The 19,207-nt window shown below is 74.1% G+C and carries 20 protein-coding genes and 1 riboswitch; of the genes, 6 read left to right on the top strand and 14 right to left on the bottom strand.

Features of this window, described 5'->3' with window-relative positions; translation table 11 throughout:
* Position 1 precedes the first annotated feature (1 nt).
* The 6 genes from J3473_RS12275 to asd all read right to left on the bottom strand — a co-directional run bounded on the left by J3473_RS12275 (position 2) and on the right by asd (position 5,991).
* A complete protein-coding gene (locus J3473_RS12275) occupies positions 2–1,222 on the bottom strand; it encodes an FAD-binding domain-containing protein (protein WP_207023822.1) in 1,221 nt (406 codons plus the stop codon).
* Between the two features lie 40 nt (positions 1,223–1,262).
* On the bottom strand, positions 1,263–2,519 hold the full coding sequence (locus J3473_RS12270) for a PHB depolymerase family esterase (protein WP_207023820.1): 1,257 nt from the start codon (positions 2,517–2,519) through the stop codon (positions 1,263–1,265).
* A 154-nt stretch (positions 2,520–2,673) separates the two neighbouring features.
* Positions 2,674–3,150: a CoA-binding protein gene (locus J3473_RS12265; RefSeq protein ID WP_207023817.1), complete on the bottom strand. Its 477-nt coding sequence runs from the start codon at positions 3,148–3,150 to the stop codon at positions 2,674–2,676.
* Positions 3,147–4,442 (bottom strand): O-acetylhomoserine aminocarboxypropyltransferase/cysteine synthase family protein, encoded by a 1,296-nt coding sequence (locus tag J3473_RS12260; RefSeq protein ID WP_207023814.1) that lies wholly within the window; start codon positions 4,440–4,442, stop codon positions 3,147–3,149. The genes J3473_RS12265 and J3473_RS12260 overlap by 4 nt, the downstream gene beginning before the upstream one ends.
* Before the next feature lie 4 nt (positions 4,443–4,446).
* Positions 4,447–4,971 carry an OsmC family protein gene (locus tag J3473_RS12255; RefSeq protein WP_207023811.1) on the bottom strand — a complete coding sequence of 175 codons (525 nt, stop codon included), beginning with the start codon at positions 4,969–4,971 and terminating at the stop codon, positions 4,447–4,449.
* A 168-nt stretch (positions 4,972–5,139) separates the two neighbouring features.
* A complete protein-coding gene (gene asd, locus J3473_RS12250; protein ID WP_207023808.1) occupies positions 5,140–5,991 on the bottom strand; it encodes an archaetidylserine decarboxylase in 852 nt (283 codons plus the stop codon).
* Positions 5,992–6,115: 124 nt separating this feature from the next.
* Between asd and J3473_RS12245 the strand changes: the two genes are divergently transcribed.
* On the top strand, positions 6,116–6,652 hold the full coding sequence (locus tag J3473_RS12245; protein ID WP_207023805.1) for a PAS domain-containing protein: 537 nt from the start codon (positions 6,116–6,118) through the stop codon (positions 6,650–6,652).
* Positions 6,649–7,650: a methyl-accepting chemotaxis protein gene (locus J3473_RS12240; RefSeq protein WP_207023803.1), complete on the top strand. Its 1,002-nt coding sequence runs from the start codon at positions 6,649–6,651 to the stop codon at positions 7,648–7,650. Before J3473_RS12245 ends, J3473_RS12240 begins: the two co-directional genes overlap by 4 nt.
* Before the next feature lie 129 nt (positions 7,651–7,779).
* On the opposite strand, the gene J3473_RS12235 is transcribed toward J3473_RS12240, so the two are convergent.
* Complete coding sequence (locus J3473_RS12235) at positions 7,780–8,994, bottom strand: ATP-binding protein (RefSeq protein ID WP_207023800.1); 1,215 nt, start codon at positions 8,992–8,994, stop codon at positions 7,780–7,782.
* A gap of 265 nt (positions 8,995–9,259) precedes the next feature.
* Here J3473_RS12235 and J3473_RS12230 point away from each other — a divergent pair, with 265 nt between their 5' ends.
* A complete protein-coding gene (locus J3473_RS12230) occupies positions 9,260–10,822 on the top strand; it encodes a M20/M25/M40 family metallo-hydrolase (protein WP_207023797.1) in 1,563 nt (520 codons plus the stop codon).
* A 96-nt stretch (positions 10,823–10,918) separates the two neighbouring features.
* Here J3473_RS12230 and J3473_RS12225 read toward each other — a convergent pair whose 3' ends face one another.
* On the bottom strand, positions 10,919–12,574 hold the full coding sequence (locus J3473_RS12225) for an alkaline phosphatase (RefSeq protein ID WP_207023795.1): 1,656 nt from the start codon (positions 12,572–12,574) through the stop codon (positions 10,919–10,921).
* A gap of 259 nt (positions 12,575–12,833) precedes the next feature.
* A riboswitch (guanidine-III (ykkC-III) riboswitch) is annotated at positions 12,834–12,899 on the top strand.
* 10 nt (positions 12,900–12,909) lie between these two features.
* On the opposite strand from J3473_RS12225, the gene J3473_RS12220 reads away from it, so the two are divergent.
* On the top strand, positions 12,910–13,224 hold the full coding sequence (locus J3473_RS12220) for a multidrug efflux SMR transporter (protein WP_030527182.1): 315 nt from the start codon (positions 12,910–12,912) through the stop codon (positions 13,222–13,224).
* Between the two features lie 82 nt (positions 13,225–13,306).
* Here the strand turns inward: J3473_RS12220 and J3473_RS12215 are convergent, their stop codons facing one another.
* The 4 genes from J3473_RS12215 to J3473_RS12200 are packed head-to-tail and all read right to left on the bottom strand — an operon-like array spanning position 13,307 to position 16,542.
* Positions 13,307–13,645 carry a rhodanese-like domain-containing protein gene (locus J3473_RS12215; RefSeq protein ID WP_207023791.1) on the bottom strand — a complete coding sequence of 113 codons (339 nt, stop codon included), beginning with the start codon at positions 13,643–13,645 and terminating at the stop codon, positions 13,307–13,309.
* A 49-nt stretch (positions 13,646–13,694) separates the two neighbouring features.
* Positions 13,695–14,555: an Fpg/Nei family DNA glycosylase gene (locus J3473_RS12210; RefSeq protein ID WP_207023788.1), complete on the bottom strand. Its 861-nt coding sequence runs from the start codon at positions 14,553–14,555 to the stop codon at positions 13,695–13,697.
* Positions 14,556–14,593: 38 nt separating this feature from the next.
* Positions 14,594–15,745 carry an App1 family protein gene (locus J3473_RS12205; protein ID WP_084696599.1) on the bottom strand — a complete coding sequence of 384 codons (1,152 nt, stop codon included), beginning with the start codon at positions 15,743–15,745 and terminating at the stop codon, positions 14,594–14,596.
* A 23-nt stretch (positions 15,746–15,768) separates the two neighbouring features.
* Positions 15,769–16,542, bottom strand: coding sequence for a GAF and ANTAR domain-containing protein (locus J3473_RS12200; protein ID WP_207023784.1), 774 nt, complete (start codon positions 16,540–16,542; stop codon positions 15,769–15,771).
* A 36-nt stretch (positions 16,543–16,578) separates the two neighbouring features.
* On the opposite strand from J3473_RS12200, the gene J3473_RS12195 reads away from it, so the two are divergent.
* Positions 16,579–17,403, top strand: coding sequence for a fructosamine kinase family protein (locus J3473_RS12195; RefSeq protein WP_256437944.1), 825 nt, complete (start codon positions 16,579–16,581; stop codon positions 17,401–17,403).
* A 78-nt stretch (positions 17,404–17,481) separates the two neighbouring features.
* Entirely contained in the window at positions 17,482–18,180 is a 699-nt protein-coding gene (locus tag J3473_RS12190) for a dienelactone hydrolase family protein (RefSeq protein ID WP_207023779.1), read from the top strand.
* A gap of 35 nt (positions 18,181–18,215) precedes the next feature.
* Here J3473_RS12190 and J3473_RS12185 read toward each other — a convergent pair whose 3' ends face one another.
* Together J3473_RS12185 and J3473_RS12180 are read right to left on the bottom strand one after the other, a co-directional pair.
* A complete protein-coding gene (locus J3473_RS12185) occupies positions 18,216–18,497 on the bottom strand; it encodes a MazG nucleotide pyrophosphohydrolase domain-containing protein (RefSeq protein WP_030527189.1) in 282 nt (93 codons plus the stop codon).
* 29 nt (positions 18,498–18,526) lie between these two features.
* A complete protein-coding gene (locus tag J3473_RS12180) occupies positions 18,527–19,192 on the bottom strand; it encodes an LON peptidase substrate-binding domain-containing protein (RefSeq protein ID WP_207023776.1) in 666 nt (221 codons plus the stop codon).
* Between the last annotated feature and the right edge of the window lie 15 nt (positions 19,193–19,207).

The raw sequence follows: 19,207 nt of genomic DNA, 5'->3' as shown, positions 1-19,207 counted from the left end.
CTCAGGAGCGGGGCGCCCCCACCGCGCGCCGCCACGCGGTGAACGACTGCACCGGCACGCTGCGCGGCCGCACGAGCCACGGGTAGGGATGGACCTCCACAAGTTCCACCTCGGCAGCGCGCCGGGCGAACCCGGGCACGGGCGCGTGGGTGACCGCGAGCCGCCGCCCGGTCAGCTCCTCCGCGACGACCCCGAGCCGCACCTCGAGCGGACGCCGTGTCGCGAGGTCGCCGAGCGTCTCGGCGAGGAACACGAGGCGCTTCCCCGAGAGCCGTAGCCCGGCGAGCAGCGGCTCGTCGAGGACGAACACCGCCGGGCGCTCCTCGTCGGCGGCGAGGGCGGGGTCGGCGTCGCCGAGGGACTCCGCGGTCAGCCAGACCTCGTCCGCCCCACCCCCCTCGACCTCGGCCGGGCCGGCCGGGACGGGCGCCCGACCGAGCGGCGGACCGTCCGCCGCTGGGCCGACGCCGTCCTCGGGCCAGCCCTGGACGGGGCAGCGGTCCGCGAGCGCGCACCCGCGGCACAGGGACGGCGCCCGCTTCTCGACCTGCCAGCGGCTGAACCCGTACGGACGCCCGGACCCCGTGCCGACCGTCCACTGCCACCCGAGCCGGTTCGCGGCCCGCGAGCCGTCGAGCAGGTGGGCGAAGAAGACGTCCTCGCCGACCCGCCAGTCCGCGCCGGCCCGCACCGCCCACTGGGAGGCGAGCCACATCCGGGTCTGGTTGACCAGCCAGCCGTCCTCGACGAGCTCGCCCGTCGTCGCGGCCATGCACGCCATCTCGTCGGGCCACGGGGCCGGCCAGCGGTCCGCCGTCCGCGGCTGCTCGCGCCGCAGCGGTCGGCCGAGCGCCCGGCCGACCCGGGCGTAGAGGTGACGGGCGTACTCCTGCCAGAGCAGCTCGTCGCGGTACTTGGTCCGGTCGCGGGCCGGAGCGTCGGCGACCGCGTCCCAGGCCTCGCGCAGCGTCACGAGGTTGTACCGGATGTACGGGGACATCCGGCTCGCCCCGCGCCGCTCGACCGGGAGGACGGTGCTGCGGCGCGACGCGTACCCGCTGACGTCGAGCGTCGCGAGCGCGGTGTCGGCGGCGCTCTGCCCCCCGACGTGCCCGCCCCGCCGCGTGCCGTCGGCGCCCTCGCGCACGAGGTGGCCGAGGTGCTCACGCACCCACGCGACGGGGTCGTCACCGCCGGGTGGCGGCGGGGTGGGGAGGCGCATGCTCCGTTCTACCCCGCCGCCGATGCGGAACCGCTGTGGCTCAGCACTTCTCCCAGTAGCCCGTCGAGGTCTGCCTGAGCGTCGACGTGTAGTACGTGTTGTAGAGGCCGAGGTTGTGGTTCGAGCCCGTCGCGTAGGCGTAGCCGCCGGACTGGTAGGCCCGCCCGGCCGTCACATGGGCGTAGTTCGTCGCGGTGACGCAGGTCGGCGTCGCGGTGGGCGTGGGAGTCGGGGTGGGGGTCGGGCTCGCCGTCGGGGACGCGGTCGGCGTGGCCGTCGGGGTCGGCGTCGGGGCGGTGCCGCCGTCGAGCCCGAAGAACCGGACGTCCTGGTAGGCGGCGCACACCGAGGTGTCGATGAAGTACGCACCGGCCGTGCCGCACTGCGCGGTGCCCGTCCCGGGGTCGACGGCCGTGCCGTGCGTCATCCCCTGGACGCGGGTGACCCGCACCCGCCCCGCGTAGTCCTCGAACGTGACGCCCGACGCGACGGTGCCGGTGCTCGTCGGGGTCTGCGACAGGCCGGCGACGTTCGTGAACTGGTCGCGCAGCTCGCCGGCGTTCATCGGGGCCACGGTCGTGTCGGACGTCCCCTGCCAGATCGAGACGAGCGGCCGCTTGCCCGTGTACCCCGAGGACGCGGCGCGGACGAGGTCGCCCCACGCGGCCGGCGTCTTGTCGACACCGGGGTTCATGCACGAGAACGCGTCGAGCGTGCTGCTCGCGCAGCGGTAGGGGAGGCCGGCGTTGATGGACCCGCCCGCGTAGGTGTCGGGGTAGGTCGCGAGCATGACGGCGGTCATCGCCGCGCCGGCGGAGAGGCCGGTGACGTAGACCCGCGAGGAGTCCAGGCCGTAGGAGGACACCGCGTAGTCGGTCATCTGCTTGATGCTCAGCGCCTCACCCTGCCCGCGCGCCGTGTCGGACGCCTGGAACCAGTTGAAGCAGGAGCTCGAGTTGTTGCTGCTGCTCTGCTGCGCGAGCACGAGGGCGAACCCGTGGCGGTCGGCCATCTCGCGCCACCCTGAGTTCGCGAAGTACGTCGACGCGTTCTGGGTGCAGCCGTGCAGCTCGACGACGAGCGGTGCGCCGGAGGGCAGCCCGTCGGGTCGGTAGCTGTACATCGCCAGTGCGCCGGGGTTGCTGCCGAACCCGGTCACCTGCGTGAGCCCGGCGGCCCGCGCGGGTGGCGAGGTCGTCACGACGAGGCCGACGGCCCCGAGGACGGCGAGCGCCACGAGGAGGACCAGGCTGCGCCCGAGGGCGGTCGCGCGGGCGGTGGACGGTGTGGACGTCATCGGTCTGCCTCCGTTTCCCGGCGGCTCCGTCGACGCCGGACCGGGACACCGTGCCACCCGCACCGCGGTGCGACGGTGGCGTGCGACCCCAGGACGAGCGGTCGCCCCTGGGCCCGTGCGACATGGTGCGCGACGACACCGCCGCACGGGGCCGTCAACGACGGCGGGAGGTGATGACCCCGGTGTCGAACCCGGCGAGGTGCAGACCCCCGGCGAACCGGGCGTGCTCGATCTTCAGGCAGCGGTTCATCACCACCGTGAGGCCGGCCTCGGCGCCGCGCCGGGCGACGTCGTCGTCCCACAGGCCGAGCTGCAGCCACAGGGTGCTCGCCCCCACCTCGAGGGTGTCGTCGAGCACCGCGGGCAGCTCGGACGGACGGCGGAAGACGTCGACGAGGTCGGGCGGCTCGGGCAGCGCCTGCAGCGACGGGTACACCGGGTGGCCGAGGATCTCGTCGACGGCGGGGTTGACGAAGAAGATCCGCAGGTCGCTGCTGGAGAGCAGGTATGTCGCGACGAAGTAGCTGGCCCGTGAGGGCTTGGCCGAGGCACCGACGATCGCCACGCTGCGGGTCCGCTCGAGCACGGCGCGGCGTTCCTGCGCCGACGGCGGCGTCCATCCCCCGCTCACGACCGGCCTCCGGACGCGGCGGCGAGCGCCTGGTCGAGGTCCCAGAGGATGTCCTCGACGTCCTCGAGCCCGACGCTGATGCGGACGAGGTCCTCTCCGACGCCGGCCGCCTCGAGCTGCGCGGCCGACAGCTGCTGGTGCGTCGTGCTCGCGGGGTGGATGACGAGCGTGCGCGCGTCCCCGATGTTGGCGAGGTGGCTGCACAGACGGAGCGCCTCGATGAAGCGCGCCCCGGCCTCCCGACCGCCACGGACACCGAAGGAGAAGACCGCTCCGGGGCCCTTCGGCGTATACCGCTGCGCGCGCTCGTGGTGCGGGTGGTCGGGCAGCCCCGCCCAGCGGACCCAGCCGATCCGGGGGTCGGCGGCGAGCCAGTGCGCGACCTCGTGCGCGTTGGCCAGGTGGGCGTCCATCCGCTGGGGGAGCGTCTCGACGCCCTGGAGGAGCAGGAAGGCCGAGTGCGGTGAGAGCGCCGGCCCGACGTCGCGCAGCTGCTCGCTGCGCAGCTGGGTGAGGAACCCGTACTCGCCGAAGTTGCCCCACCACTCGATGCCGCCGTACGACGGCACCGGTTCGGTCATCCGCGGGAACTTGCCGTTGCCCCAGTCGAACCGGCCTCCCTCGACGACGACACCACCGAGGGTCGTGCCGTGGCCGCCGAGGAACTTCGTCGCGCTGTGCACGACGATGTCGGCACCGTGCTCGAGGGGACGGCACACCCAGGGCGTGACCGTCGTGGCGTCGACGACGAGGGGGATGCCGGCCGCGTGCGCGACGTCGGCGAGTCCCGCGAGGTCGGCCACGTCGCCACTGGGGTTGGCCACGACCTCGACGAAGACGCAGCGGGTGGCCGGGGTGATGGCGGCGGCGTAGTCGGCCGGATCGGTACCGCGGACGAACGTGGTCTCGACCCCGAAGCGGCGCAGGGTGACATCGAGCTGGGTCAGCGTCCCGCCGTAGAGGCTGCCGGCCGCGACGACGTGGTCGCCCGCACCGGTCAGCGCCGCGAACACGAGGAACTCCGCGGCGAGACCGCTCGCCGCCGCCAGCGCCCCGATGCCGCCCTCGAGGCTGGCCATCCGCTCCTCGAGCGCGGCGACCGTCGGGTTGCCGATCCGTGTGTAGATCGAGCCGTACTTCTGCAGGGCGAAGAGGCTCGCGGCGTCGGTCGTGTCCTCGAAGACGAAGCTGCTGGTCTGGTAGATCGGGACGGCGCGCGCCCCGGTCGTCGGGTCGGGCGGGCCACCGGCGTGGAGCGCGCGGGTCCGAAATCCCCAGGAACGGTCCGTCATCCGGTCAGGATGCCACGGTGAGCGTCGTCGACACCGGGGTGGCGTTGCCGACCAGGTCGAGCACGGGGCAGTGCTCGTCGACGAGCCGCTGGAGCTCCTCGTAGCGCTCGGGCGCCTCCGAGCCGCTGACCCTCACGGCGACCCGCACGTCGGTCAGGCCGGGACGGCCACCGCCCTCGAACCCGAACATCGTCCGGAAGTCGAAGTCCCCGTCGACGTCGACGGCGATGTGGTCCAGGGCCACGCCGGTCTTGGCTGCCCAGTACTTGTAGACGACGATCTGGCACGACGCGAGCCCCGCGAGCGCGTAGTCGACGGGCCCCGGCGCGGAGTCGGCGCCGCCGAAGCCGGCCGGCTCGTCCTGCTCGAACGCGTGGCGGTTGACGCGGATCGTGCTCGTCGGGCCGTCGCCGCCGACGGCGTGCACCCGGAAGAGCGCTGCGGCGTTGGCGGCGTCCGCGGTGACGGCCGCCTCGAGGGCGGCGACGACGGGGGCGAGATCGGTGGCGGCGGTGGTCGTGTCGGTCATCGGGGGCTCCTGGGGGCGGGTTCGGGGAGAGGTCGCGGCGCGACCGGAGATCACTCGATGTTTGCGACGGTATAACGGATGCTTATGCCGGCCGTCCGGTGGCTGCGTGGTTCGACAGCCGGTCTCGCCGACCGAGACGCGCCCACCCCACGCCGGGGAGGCGCCGCGTCAGGCGGACGTCGCCGGGGACCCGATCCGCTCGCCCATCCGCACGGAAGCCCCGAGCGTGAGCGGCTCGACGACTCCGGCCCCCCGTGAGCACACGAGGACGACGGTGGACCCGAACTCGAAGTGCCCGAGCGGGTCTCCGGCCGCGAGGTGGTGCGGCTCGTCGTAGTCGTACCGCTGCACCTCGCGCCGGCGCGCGTTGGTGTGCAGCCGCTCGTCGAAGGCGAGGCGCGTCATCCCGACCATCGTCGCGCCGACCGGCACGACGGCCACGTGGCCGCCGCCCTCGGTCTCCATCCGCACGACGATGCGCTCGTTGCGCGCGAAGAGGTCGGCGACGTTCGCCACCGCGGCGCTGTTGACCGGCCAGAGGTCGCCCGGGACGTAGGTGGCCGCCGTGACCCGACCGTCGATCGGGGCGTGGATGCGGTGGTAGTCGCTGGGCGAGAGGTACAGGGTCGTGTAGGTGCCGCCCTCGAACAGGTCGGCGTACGCCCGGTCCGCGAGCAGGGCCGCGAGCGAGTAGTCGTGCCCCTTGGCCTGCACCAGCGTGTCGGACACGACCTCGCCCCAGGCCCCGACCGTGGCGTCGACGGGCGAGACGAGCGCCCCCGGGGCCACCGGCCGCAGCCCGGGCGCGAGGGTGCGCGTGAAGTACGCGTTGAGCGTCGGGTACTCCTCGAGCGGGAGCGCCGCCTCGCGGGGGTCGGCGCCGACGACGCGGCTGAAGCCGCCCAGCACGGTGGCGCGCCGGCGGCGCGGGATGGTCCGGCTCGCCAGCCAGCCGGCGCCGCGGCTCATCCCGTGCCGGGGCAGGACCGAGACGAGGGCGATGAGGAGGCGTCCGAGCACCCGGCCAACCTAGCAAGGGCGGCCGACGCCGATCCTGAGCCGATCTTGACGCGATCTTGCTCGAGCACCCCGTCGCGGCGCCGATGAGCGGGGTGGACATTGCCGTTCCGGAGAAAGGCCCCCCATGACACGCACGACCCCCAGCGGCGTCGAGCGTACGTTCGGTCGCGACGAGATCATCGTGACCAAGACCGACCTGCAGGGTCGGATCACGTACGCGAACGAGGTGTTCTGCCGCGTCTCCGCCTTCGACGAGGCGGACGTGCTCGGCAAGCCGCACAACATCATCCGCCACCCGAGCATGCCCGCGGGTGTGTTCAAGCTCCTCTGGGACCGGCTGCAGGCCGGCCAGGAGCTCTTCGCCTACGTCGTCAACATGGCCGGCGACGGCGGTCACTACTGGGTCTTCGCCCACGTGACCCCGACGTTCGACGCCCGTGGCTCGATCATCGGCTACCACTCGAACCGTCGCGTGCCGAGCCGCTCGGCCCTCAACGTCATCGAGCCCCTCTACCGCGAGATCCGCTCGCACGAGGCCTCCTTCGGCCGGGCCACCGAGGCCTCCGCCGCCGGTCTCACCTTCCTGCACGAGCGCCTCGAGCAGCTCGGCATGACCTACGACGAGTGGGTCTGGTCCCTCGCCACGGAGGTCGCAGCATGAGCATCGTCACCGCACGCCGCCGCGGCGCCACCAAGGACAAGGGCGCCTCCGGCCGCCGCAGCGAGGTCGAGGTGCTGCGCGAGGCGCTGGCCGAGGCCCGCCGGGTCGCGGCCGCTGCCGGGGCCGGCGACTCCGAGGCCCGCTTCACCCGCATCGACGGGGAGGACGCCTTCCCCGAGGTCACCGGGCTGCGGCTCGCCCTCAACGACTCGCTCGACCGCACCGATGCCTTCGCCCGCGAGGTGACCGGCGCGCTCGAGGCCATCATCGAGGGCCGCTACTACCGCCAGGTGCTGCCCGCCGGCCTGTTCGGCTCCTTCCTGCGCGGCGCCGGCGCCATCAACGCGGCCCGCGCGGCGATGATCGAGGCGGAGGGCCGCTCCAAGAGCGCGGTCACCGAGCGCCTCGAGCTCGCCGACCGGTTCGAGGAGACCGTCCTCGCGGTGTCCCAGCAGGTCGCGGCCGCCTCCACCGAGCTGTCGGCGACGGCCGCCAACCTCGGCCGCTACGCGGAGGACGCGGTCGGCCAGGCCGACGCCGCGACGACGACGATGGCCAACCTCGACGGCGCCTCGCGCGAGATCGAGAACGTCGTCGGGTTCATCTCCTCGGTCGCCGCACAGACCAAGCTCCTCGCCCTCAACGCGCAGATCGAGGCGGCCCGGGCCGGCACCGCCGGCCGCGGGTTCGACGTCGTCGCCTCCGAGGTCAAGTCGCTCGCCGAGACCACCGCGAAGTCGACGGAGGACATCACCAACCAGGTCCAGGAGATGATCGCCGCCTCCGGCCGCAGCATCAACGCGATCCAGTCCGTCCACGGCATGGTCCGCGACATGTCGCCGATGGTCGACGACCTCCGCTACGCCGTCGACGGCAACGCCTCGATGTCGGACGGGGGCTACGGTCTCGACCCCCGCGTCGGCCAGGGCCTGGCCCAGATGGCCGAGATGCTCCGCGCCGAGGTCGGGACCTTCCTCGACGTCATGCGCCGCACCTGAGGCGGCGCCCCCCGGGCTGGACGGGCACCGGTCGCGCGCACTCCGGAGCGCGACCGGTGCCCGTCCTGTACGCCGTGCAGACATCGACGAATGTGACGATTGCTGCACGCCCGCCCGCGCGTGCCCGGGTCAGGTGTGGTCGCGCAGGTACCGCCCGAAGTGCGGCACGGTGAAGGCGATGAGCCCCCGCTCGCCGGAGTAGATGAGGCCCTTCTTGAGCAGCGCGTCGCGGGCCGGCGAGAGCGACTGCGGCTTGCGTCCGAGGTGCGCCGCGACGTCCGCGGTCGGGACGGCGTCGGCGTCGTCGGTGCCCCCGGCCGCGGCGGCGACCTCCGCCATCGCCCGCAGGTACTCGCGCTCACCGGGCGTCGCCCGCTCGAACCGCGACCCGAAGAACCCGACCGCCAGCTCGGCCTCGGCCTCCGGCGCCGCGACCTCGACGTCGGCCGGCGTGATGGGCGAGCCGGGTGCCCTGTCCCACACCGCCTTCCCGTAGGCCTGGATGAAGTAGGGGTACCCGCCGGTCGCGAGGTACATCGCCGCGAGCGCGTCCGGCTCGTACTCCGCCCCTTCGTCGGCCGCCGGCCGCACGAGCGCCGCGTCCGCCGCGTCGCGGTCGAGCCGGTCGATGCGCGAGTACCGGAACAGCCGCTCGGAGTACGACTTCGAGGCCGACAGGACCGCCGGGAGGTGCGGCAGCCCGGCGCCGACGACGATGAGCGGCAGCCCGGTCTGGCTGATCTCGTGCGCGGCCGCGCAGAGGGCCGACACGTCCTCGGGCCCGAGGTCCTGCATCTCGTCGATGAAGACGGCGATGCCGCGGCCGGTGTCGGCCGCCGTCCCCCCGAGGTCGGACAGCAGCTCGACGAGGTCGATCTCGACGTCGCCCGAGTCGGCGCGCCCGGTGACCGCGGGCACGGTGATGCCCGGGTTCCAGCGGTCGCGCAGCTTGGGGGCCGACCGGGCCGAGCGGCCCGACTCCGGCTCGCGCTGGGCGAAGGACCGGATCACCCCGAGCGCGTGGTCCCCGGCACCGCCCGCCGGCCCGAGCTCGCGCACCGCCTGGTGCAGGGCCGACGACAGCGGCCGACGCAGCGACTGGTCGGGCCGCGCCTCGAGCTTGCCGGTGCCCCACCCCGCCCGCACCGCGGCCGAGCGCAGGGCGTTGAGCAGGACGGTCTTGCCCACGCCGCGCAGGCCGGTGAGGACCACCGAGCGCTCGGGACGGCCCCGGGCCACCCGCTCGAGGACGACGTCGAAGGCGTCCAGCTGCTCGTCGCGCCCGGCGAGCTCGGGCGGCCGCTGGCCGGCGCCGGGGGCGTAGGGGTTCCGGATCGGGTCCACGATCACACCGTATGGGCATCTCTAGCCCTGACCCGATACATCCGCAGACGCCCCGATCGTGTCGCCGCCGACGCGCCAGGGTGACATGGCCCGCCCATGTCACCCCGCCGCGGAGGTCGACCGACCGCTCGCACCACCGCGGGGACCGTTCGTCGACGACGCCGGGCCTACCCGTGGGTCACCCCCGGACCCGGGGAAACAGTCGGGGCGCCCCGGGACCACCACACAGCGACATCCACCACACAATGACGTGAGGACCACGACGATGACCGACCACCCATCGACCGGACCAGCCGACACCACCCCCACCGACGGCGGCACCGCCCGCCGCCTCGGGCGACGCGCCCTCCTCGCGGGCGCCGGTGGCGCCGCGACCCTCGCGGCCACCGGCCTCGTCAGCGGGAGCGGGGCCGTGGCCCGACCGGTCGCCGGCCTGCCCGCCGCGACCGCCCCGACCCCGCTCGCGCTCCTGCGCCGGATGATCTCCTTCGACACCCAGAACTTCGGTGAGGGCGGCAAGACCCGGGCGCACGCGCAGTGGCTGCGCGGCGTCTGGGACGCCGCCGGCGTCCGCTCCGAGATCATCCCGACCCCCCAGCCGGACAACGTCCACCTCATCGCGCGGATCAAGGGGACCACCTCGGCGCGGCCGCTGCTCCTGCTCGGCCACTCCGACGTCGTGCCCGTCGAGCGCGAGAACTGGTCGGTCGACCCCTTCGCCGCCGTGGTGAAGGGCGGCGAGATCTACGGCCGTGGCGCGCTCGACATGAAGGGCGCCAACGCGGCGTCCATCGCGGGGCTGCTGCGGCACGTCCAGGAGGGGCACCGGTTCGAGCGCGACATCATCGTCCTCACCGACTGCGACGAGGAGGCCGGCAGCTACGGCTCCGGCTGGCTCGCCGAGAAGCACTGGGACAAGCTCGACGCCGGGATGGTGCTGACCGAGGGCGGCTGGTTCCTCGCACAGTCCAACGGCACGACGCCGATGCTCGTGACGGTGACCCGCCAGGACAAGGTCTACTTCAACCTCGACCTCTACGCCTCCGGCACCGCGACGCACTCGTCGAAGCCCATCCCGGACAACGCGATCGTCTCGCTGTCGCGGGCGGTCGCGGACATCGGCGACGACCTCGCCCCGGTGCACCTCACGAAGGTCACCCGCGAGTACTTCTCCGCACTCGCCCGGGCCACCGACGACCGCCGGTTCGCGAACGCGATCCGGCTGATGCTCGGCACCCGCAGCACGAAGGTCCGCGAGCGGGCCGCCGCGCTCGTCGTCCGGTACTCCGACTACCCCTACCTCCACTCGGCGCTGCTGCGCACGACGACCGCCTTCGTCATCGAGGACGCGGGGTACAAGGAGAACGTCATCCCGTCCGAGGCGCACGTGCGCGTCAACTGCCGGGGCATCCCCGGTGGCGAGAAGCCGCGTGACTTCGTGGCGCGGCTGCGTCGGACGTTGCGCGGCAAGGACATCGAGGTCCGTCTGGGGGCGCCCGAGGGTGTCAGCGAGGCCGACTACCTCGACCAGCTCGACGAGACGTGGGCCACCGCGCCGGCGTCGCTCGACACCCCGCTCTACGACGCGATCGAGCGGGCGGCGAAGCGCACCTACCCGAAGGCCGTCTTCTCGCCGGCGCTCTTCGAGGCCGGGACGAGCCTCGGGCCGTGGCGCGAGCGCGGCATCCCCGGGTACGGCGTCTACCCGTACGTCATCGACAACGACCAGCTCATCGGGATGCACGGCAACGACGAGCGGATCTACGTCGAGGCCCTCGAGCGCGGCACGGACTTCATGTACCGGGTCTTCGACGGCTTCCGCGCCTGACGCCGACCCACCACGTACAGGGACCCGCCCCCCACCGCCCCACGACCGGGGCGATGCGGGGCGGGTCCGCCTGTGCCGGAGCCCGAATCGCAGCGGTCAGCTGCCGCCGTGCGTCTCCTCGCGGACGGTGTCGGCGACCTTGTCCGCGTCCGAGCGCGCCGTGCCGCGGGCCACGGCGCTCGCCATCGGAGCGTCCTGCACCTGGACGAGCCCCCGCTCCCGGTCGCCGAGGACGAACGTCGCGCGGGTGAAGGCCTCCGCTCCGGGGGTGGTGACGACCGGGACGCACCGGAAGCGCGCGGTCAGCTCGTCCCGGGTGATCGTCGTGCTGACGTAGCCCCGCAGGTTGGTCCAGAACCGGAGGTTCGGGTTCCACGCGGCCCACGGGTGCGTGCCGTCGGCCTCGTCGTACCCGTCGCCGCCCGACGTGATCGACGAGGTGACGAGCTCGGACCCGACCACCCGGCTGTCGTCCCCCTCGAGGAACAGGTCGGAGGCCCAGTGCGCGTGCACGTCGCCCGTGAGGACGACCGGGTTGCGCACGCCGGCGTCGACCCAGCCGCGGGTCACCCGCTCGCGCGAGGCGGGGTAGCCGTCCCAGGCGTCCATCGAGACGGTCGTCGCGGCGCCGGGGTCGTTGTCGCGGCGGCCGAAGAAGACCTGCTGCCCGAGCAGGTCCCAGCGGGCGCGCGAGCGGCGGAACCCGTCGAGCAGCCAGCGCTCCTGCGCGTGCCCCGGCAGCGAGCGCGGCGGGTCGGCGGCCTCCGGGCAGTCCTTGTAGCCGTCGCCGCACGCCTGGTCGGACCGGTACTGCCGCGTGTCGAGCATGTGGAACGTCGCGAGCGAGCCCCAGCCCACCCGCCGGAAGAGCTGCAGGTCCGGCCCGCGCGGCACGGAGGTGCGGCGCAGCGGCATGTTCTCGTAGTAGGCGCGGTAGGCGGCAGCCCGCCGGTCCAGGAACCCCGGTGTCTCCGAGACCTTCTCGGGCACGTCGTCGGCGTAGTTGTTGTCGACCTCGTGGTCGTCCCAGATCGCGAGCCACGGGGCGGCGGCGTGCGCCGCCTGGAGGTCGGGGTCGGTCTTGTACTGCGCCAGCCGCTGCCGGTAGCCCGCGAGCGTCGTCGTCTCCGGGCCGGCGTGGTGCCGTCCGATGCCGTCCCCGGCGCCCTCGTACTGGTAGTCCCCGAGGTGGAGCACGAGGTCGGGCCGCTCGTCGGCGAGGTGCCCGTACGCCGTGAAGTACCCCGACGGCAGGTTGGAGCAGGAGGCGAAGGCCATCGTCAGCGACGTCGGGGACTGCCAGGGCGCGGGGGCGGTCGTCGCGCGGCCGGTGCGGGTGACGAAGCGTCCGAGGCGGAAGCGGTAGAAGTACTCCCGGCCGGGCAGCAGGCCGCCGACCTCGACGTGGACGGCGTGCGCACTGGCGGCCCGGGCCGGGACCACGCCGGAGCGCACGACCTGGCGGAAGTCCTCGTCCCGGGCGACCTGCCAGCCGACGACGAAGGTGCGGTCCGGCATCCCGCCGAGGCCGTCGGCGGCCAGCGGCTCGACGGCCAGCCGCGTCCAGAGGACGAAGCCGTCCGGGGAGGGGTCGCCCGAGGCGACGCCGAGCGTGAAGGGGTCGGTGCGCGGCGTCGGGGCGGCCGCGGTCGGGCGGGCGTCGGCGCGCAGGGCGACGGTGGACGTGGCGGCGCCGGCGGCGGCGACCGCCCCGACGCGCAGGAGGGTCCGGCGGGAGGCTGTCGTGGTCATGGCCGCCACCCTCGCCGCCGGTCGGCGACCGGCGGGGGAGCACGGCACGAGGGGTGCGTGAAGGGTCCGTGACCCCGGGGTGGCCGGTGCCCCTGCGGCTCACCCGGCCCGGGTCAGGGGAGCGTCAAGAGCGAGCCGGCGACCGCGGTGCCACCCGTCGATGCACGCGTCTGGCCTCGTCTAGTGGAAGAGCTAGAGAGTCACAGACGAGACCATCGACACGGGTTTGCCCCGGCGGACGGGGCGTGCGACAGTGGCGGCAGAGCCCCGCACGGGCTCCCGGACGATGGGCGCCGTACCCGGTGACGCGACAAGACGGCCCTCAGGAGCACGTCATGTCGTGGGTCGTCCTCGTCCTCTCCGGTGTCCTCGAGGCCGTCTGGGCCACCGCCCTCGGCCGGTCCGAGGGCCTGAGCCGTCCGGTCCCCGCCGTCGTCTTCGTCGTCGCGCTCGCCGCGAGCATGGGCGGACTCGGCTGGGCGATGCGCGAGCTGCCCGTCGGCACCGCCTACGCGGTGTGGGTCGGCATCGGCGCCGTGCTCACCGTGTCCGTCGCGATGGCGACGGGCGAGGAGCCGGTCTCGCTGCTGCGGGTCCTGCTCGTGCTCGGCATCGTCGGTTGCGTCGTCGGCCTCAAGCTCGTCTCCTGACCCGCCTCCGTGCCGGGCTACACCGCAGTACGTGTCGTCACAGCGGCAGTTACTGCGGTGTAGCGCGCGATCGGGCGGGGGGTCAGGGGACCTGGGGCTCCGCGCCGCCGGCGGCCTCCATCGGGCGGCCCTCCGCGTGCCAGGCGCGCATCCCGCCGTCGAGGTTGGCCACCTCGTAGCCCTGCTGCGCGAGCCACGGCAGCACCCGTGAGACGCGCCCGCCGGAGCGGCAGGTGACGACCAGCGGCTCGTCGCGGTCGAGGAAGGGCGCGAGCTCGTCGAGGCGCTGCGGCAGCTCGGCCATCGGGATGTGGACGGCGCCGGGGGCGTGGCCGCGGTCCCACTCGTCCTGCTCGCGGATGTCGAGGAAGGTCGCGTCGTCGGGGACCGCGGAGACCGGCACGTCGGGGAACTCGCTCATGCCCCCAGCATCGCGCACGGCCCGGCCGGCGCCGGCGGTCGCGTCCGCGCTACTTGAGGAACTTGCTCGTGCGCCGGTCGGCGAGGGGCTTGCCGCCGGTCTGGCACGTGGCGCAGTACTGGAGCGAGGAGTCGGCGAACGAGACCTCCCGGACGACGTCGCCGCACTCGGGGCAGGTCTCGCCGGTGCGGCCGTGCACCCGCATCCCCGCCCGCTTGGCGTCCTTGAGCTCCTTCGCCGGCTTGCCGGACGCGGTCGCCACCGCGTGGGCGAGGGTCTCGCGCAGCGCCGTGTACAGGCGGGTCACCTGCTCGGAGTCGAGCTTCGCCGCGATCGCGAACGGCGACAGCTTGGCGACGTGCAGCACCTCGTCGGAGTAGGCGTTGCCGACCCCGGCGATGATCGACTGGTCGCGCAGCAGCCCCTTCACCTGCATCCGGTGCTCCGCGAGGATGCCCGCGAAGACCTCCTGCGTGAACTCGTCGGCGAGCGGGTCGGGCCCGAGCGAGACGATGCCCGGCACGTCCTCGACGCGGTTGACGACGTAGGCGGCGAGGCGCTTCTGGGTGCCGGCCTCGGTGAGGTCGAAGCCCGACGCGTCGTCGAACCGCACCCGCAGCGCGATCGGCGACTTGCCCGGCCGCAGCACCGTCGCCGGCATCGCGTCGGACCAGCGCAGCCAGCCGGCCCGCGCGAGGTGGAAGACGAGGTGCGTGCCGCCGCAGTCGAGGTCGAGGAACTTGCCGTGCCGCGACACCCCGTCGACCGGGGCGCCGACGAGGGCGTCGGGCGGCGGCGTGAAGGTCTTGAGCACGTGGAAGCTCCCGAGCTCGACGCCGGTGACGACGAGCCCGTCGGTGCGCTGGGCCAGGAAGTCGGCCAGCGCCTGCACCTCGGGCAGCTCGGGCATGGCCCGACGCTACCGTCCACCACCGACGCGGGGGGAGGTCAGCGCTCGTCCGGGTCCTCGACGACGTAGGCCGGCGGGTCCTCGGACGAGGTGACGACGGTGGAGGCGTACTCGCGCAGCGTGCGCTGCGGCACCCCGCCCTCCCACAGCCCCCGGACGCGACGGGACAGCTCGTAGCCGTCGGGGCCGCGCACCACCGGCACCTCGAGCCGCTCGGTCGGGGCGGGGGCGATGTCGTCCGTGGCCATCGGGATGACGTGCGAGAGCACCTGCTGGCCCGCGGTCAGCTCACGGATCGCGATGCCGCGCACCCGGTCCGGTCGCGCCGCCGCGAAGTCGGTGTAGAGGCGCGGGTCGTGCTGGCCGTCGTCACCGATGAGGAGCCAGCGCACGTTCGGCAGCTCACGGGCCAGCCGGTGCAGCTGCGCGCGCTTGTGCTCCTGCCCGGACCGGAACCAGCCGGTGTTCGTCGGGCCCCAGTCGGTGAGCAGCATCGGGCCCGCCGGGTAGCCGTTGCGCTGCAGGAAGCGGGTCAGCTGCGGCGCGGTGTTCCACGCGCCCGTCGAGAGGTAGACGACCGGCGCCTCGGGGTGCGCGGCGAGCAGCTCGCGGTACATCGTGGCCATCCCGGCCACCGGGCGCCGGGCCCCCTCGGAGCGCAGGAACGTGTTCCAGGCGGCGATCATCGGGCGCGGCAGCGACGTCGACAGCACCGTGTCGTCGATGTCGGAGATGATCCCGTGCGTCACCTGCGACCCGACGACGAGCACCGGCACGTCGATGGTCTCGGCCCGGGGCGAGGAGAGGAACACCTGGTGCCAGCCGGGGGTCAGGCCGTGCCCGCGGATGACGAGGTCGATGAACCCGCCCCGGTCGGTGCGCGTGCTGACCAGGCGCTCGTTGACCCGCACCGTCACCGGCTCCTCGACCGCGGGCGTGGCGAAGAAGGCCTTCCAGCCCCGGGTCTCGAGCTCGACGGCGCGCAGGCGCGCAGCGTACGTCGGCTCGGTCGGCTCGTCCTCGGGACGCCCCCGGGTGTGGATGACGCGCCCGAACACGCGCAGCTGCGACGAGCTGCCGTAGCCGGTCGAGGGCACGATCCGGGTCACCCAGCCGCGCGCCTCGAGGAACCGCGCCTTGCGGCTCGTGTAGGCATCCTCGACGAGGGCTGCCGCGTGGGGACGCGCCATGACCCGACTCTAGGACACGCCGATCAGGCGTCCGCACCACCCGGGGCGGCACTGACGCGCAGGACACCCGCGACGACGTCCTCGGCGAGGACCCGCACCTTGACGTTGCGGTCCTGGGAGGTCTTGCGCAGGATCTCGAACGCGTCGTGCTCGGGCACCCCCCGCATCGCCATGATGACGCCCTTCGCCTGCTCGATGACGGCGCGGCTGGCCATCGCCTGCTCGAGCTGGCCGGCGAGCTCGCGCATCCCGTCGAGGGCGGTGACGGCGACGACCGCGTCGGCGCACCGGCTCGCGGCGACCCGGACGAGCGCGGCGTCGAACCCGTCGAAGGCGTCCGTGGCCCAGGCGTAGAGGTTGAGCGCCCCGACGCACTGGTCACCGCTGACCAGCGGGACGGCGTACAGGCTGCGCAGGCCGTCCTCGCGGGAGGCCTGCGCGAAGAGCGGCCAGCGCCCGTCGTCGGAGCAGAGGTCGGCGACGAGCTGCTCCTCGCGGGTGCGGGCGGCCTCGAGGCACGGCCCCTCGTCGAGCGCGTACTGGACCGCGTCGATCTCGAGGGTCTGGACGGTCGTGTAGGCGGCGGTGTGCGGCCGGTCCTTGGACAGGATGGTCACCCCGACCTCGTCGCAGCCGTCGACGGCCCGGCGCACGGCGTGGACGACGCGCTCGAGGTAGTCCGACAGCTCGCCCATCGACTCCAGGACCCCGCTGACCTCATCGGTCAGCCGGGCCAGGAGTGCGGTCTGGTCGGTGTCCTCGTTCTCCGGCGGTGGGACGGTCAACGTGTTCGTCATCAGGGGAATCCTCCGAGGTCACCCGGTCTGCTCGACGTGCAGGATACCGAGCGGCTGCACGTCGGGGGCGCCGCGAGTGCCACGATGGGACGCATGCCGCGCCGGTACCGGAAGACCTCGACCACGGCGCCCGCGGGCTACTTCGCCTGGGAGGCCGCCGGGCTGCGCTGGCTCGCGGCCGCGCGCGGCGCCGCCGTCGCCGAGGTCCTCGACGACGGGCCGCACCACCTCGAGCTGCCGCTGCTCGACGCCGCCCCGGCGACGCCGACGGACGCCGAGGAGCTGGGCCGTGGGCTCGCGACGCTGCACGCGGCCGGCGCCCCGGCCTGGGGCTGCGCGCCGGAGGGCTGGGAGGGCGACGGCTGGCTCGGCCCGCTGAGCGAGCCCCTGCCGCTGGTGCTCGGCCGGTGGGACACCTGGGGTGCCTTCCACGCGCAGGCCCGCGTGCTGCCCCTGGCCCGGCTGGGCCGCGAGCGCGGGACCTTCGACGACGACGCCGTGGCACTCCTCGAGCGGCTGGCCGAGCGCCTGGCGTCCGGCGCCCTCGACACCCCGGACGAGCCCGCGCGCATCCACGGCGACCTCTGGTCGGGCAACGTCGTGTGGACCCGCGACGGAGCGGTCCTCATCGACCCGGCCGCGCACGGTGGCCACCGCGAGGGCGACCTCGCGATGCTCGCGCTCTTCGGCGCCCCCGGCCTCGAGCGCCTCCTCGCGGCGTACGACGAGGCGGCCCCGCTCGCCGACGGCTGGCGGGAGCGGGTGCTGCTGCACCAGGTCCACCCGCTGCTGCTCCACGCGGTGCTCTTCGGCGGCGGCTACGTCCGGCAGGCGCTCGACGCCGCGCGCCGCTACGCCTGACCGCAGCCCGCGCCCGGACGGGGAACGACACCTTCGACGGTTCCTGCACGGCACAGCGGGCACGGACATACTGACCCGATGAGCGAGCGCGTCGACGTCACCCTCCCCGACGGTACGATGCCGGCCCACCGCTGGCTCCCCGAGAGCGGCACCGGCCCCGGCGTCCTCCTGCTCCAGGAGATCTTCGGCATCAGCCCCTACATCCGCCGGCGCGCCGAGGACCTCGCCGCCCTCGGCTACGTCGTGCTGGCCCCCGAGGTCTTCTGGCGGCTCGGGGTCTCCGACGTGCCGAACGGGCCGTCGATGCTCGAGGAGGCGATGGGGCTGCTCGGCCGGCTCGACTGGGACGCCGCCGTCGCCGACTCCACCCAGGCGCTGCGGGCCCTGCGCGACGACGAGGCCGTGACGGGCGGCGCCGGCGTGGTCGGCTTCTGCTTCGGCGGCGGCCTGGGCTACGCCGTCGTCGCCGGTGAGCCGGCCGATGCGCTCGTCTCGTTCTACGGCTCGGCGCTGCCGCAGCTCGTCGACGCCGTGCCGTCGGTGTCGACGCCCTCGCTCCACGTCTTCGGCGAGTCCGACGCCTACCTGCCGATGGACGTCGTCGGGCGCATCACCGAGCGGGTGACCGGCGGCGACGCCCCGGCCGAGGTCGTCACCTACCCCGGCGCCGACCACGCCTTCGACAACGACGACTTCGTCAACCACGACGGCGACGCGTCGGCCGCCGCCTGGGCGCGGACCGTGGAGTTCCTCGCCCGCACGCTGCCCACCGGCTGACCCGACCGGCCGGCAGCCGGCCGGGGCGATGCGGGTCAGGCGCAGGCGCAGGGCATCGCGTGGCACTTCGGGCAGCCGTCGGCGTAGCGCGCCAGCGCCGCGTCGAGGTCGACCCCCGTCTGGTTCGCGAGCGACGCCACCCACGCGACGACGTCGGCGAACTCGTGCTCGCGCTGCGCGGCCGTGCCCTTGCGGACCGCCTGTGCGAGCTCCCCCACCTCCTCCGCGAGCCAGGCGACGGTGCTCGGCACCCCGCGCTCGCGGTCGCGCTCACCGTAGGTCTGCTCGATGACGCGCTGGAGGTGGCCGAGGTCCATGCCCGGCAGCCTACGAGGCGGCCCGGCCCTCAGTTGAGGGACGCCCCGCCGAGGTCGGTCGGCGTGGGGACCGCGCGGAAGCGCTGGACGATGGCCGTCTCGCGCGTCAGCAGGCCCAGCACGAGCCGCAGGCGGGTCACCGCGTCGGCGGAGTCGAGGACCCGCTGGCGGTCGCCCGGCTCGAGCACCATCCGCTCGACGATGCGGTAGGCGAGGTCGACCGGCCGCCCCTCGACCGGGTCCGCCGTCGCCCCGAGCGCCTCGAGGTAGGCCGCGTGCGCGGCGAGCACCCGGGCGGCGAGCGCCCGCAGGTCGGGGTCCGTCGCGGCGGCCGGCTCGAGCAGCCACGAGACGCGACCGGTGAGGAACGAGGTGCCCGCGCCCTCGTCGATGGCGTCGAGCCGGAAGCGTCGCCCACCGCGCGCCACGAGGTGCACGACCGCGCCGGCCGAGCCCTGCGCGATGGCCATCGCGTCGACGACCGCCTCGCAGCCGATCTCGTGCAGGTCGGTGGCCGCGCCCTCGCCGACCTCGTGCCCCTGCCGGATCCGGACGATGCCGAAGCGCCGCTCGCCCTCGGGCTCGTCGGCCAGCCGCTGGGCGAGGTCGAGGTAGCGCGGCTCGAAGAGCTGCAGCGGCATCCGGCCGCCGGGCAGGAGGACCCCGCCCAGGGGGAAGATCGGCAGCGGCTCCATGCCCCAACTGTAGGC

The sequence above is a fragment of the Phycicoccus sp. DTK01 genome (assembly GCF_017312765.1).
Lineage (GTDB): Bacteria > Actinomycetota > Actinomycetes > Actinomycetales > Dermatophilaceae > Phycicoccus > Phycicoccus jejuensis.
The sequence above is the reverse complement of the archived record's forward strand: the minus strand, read 5'-3'. Positions and strand labels throughout refer to the sequence as shown.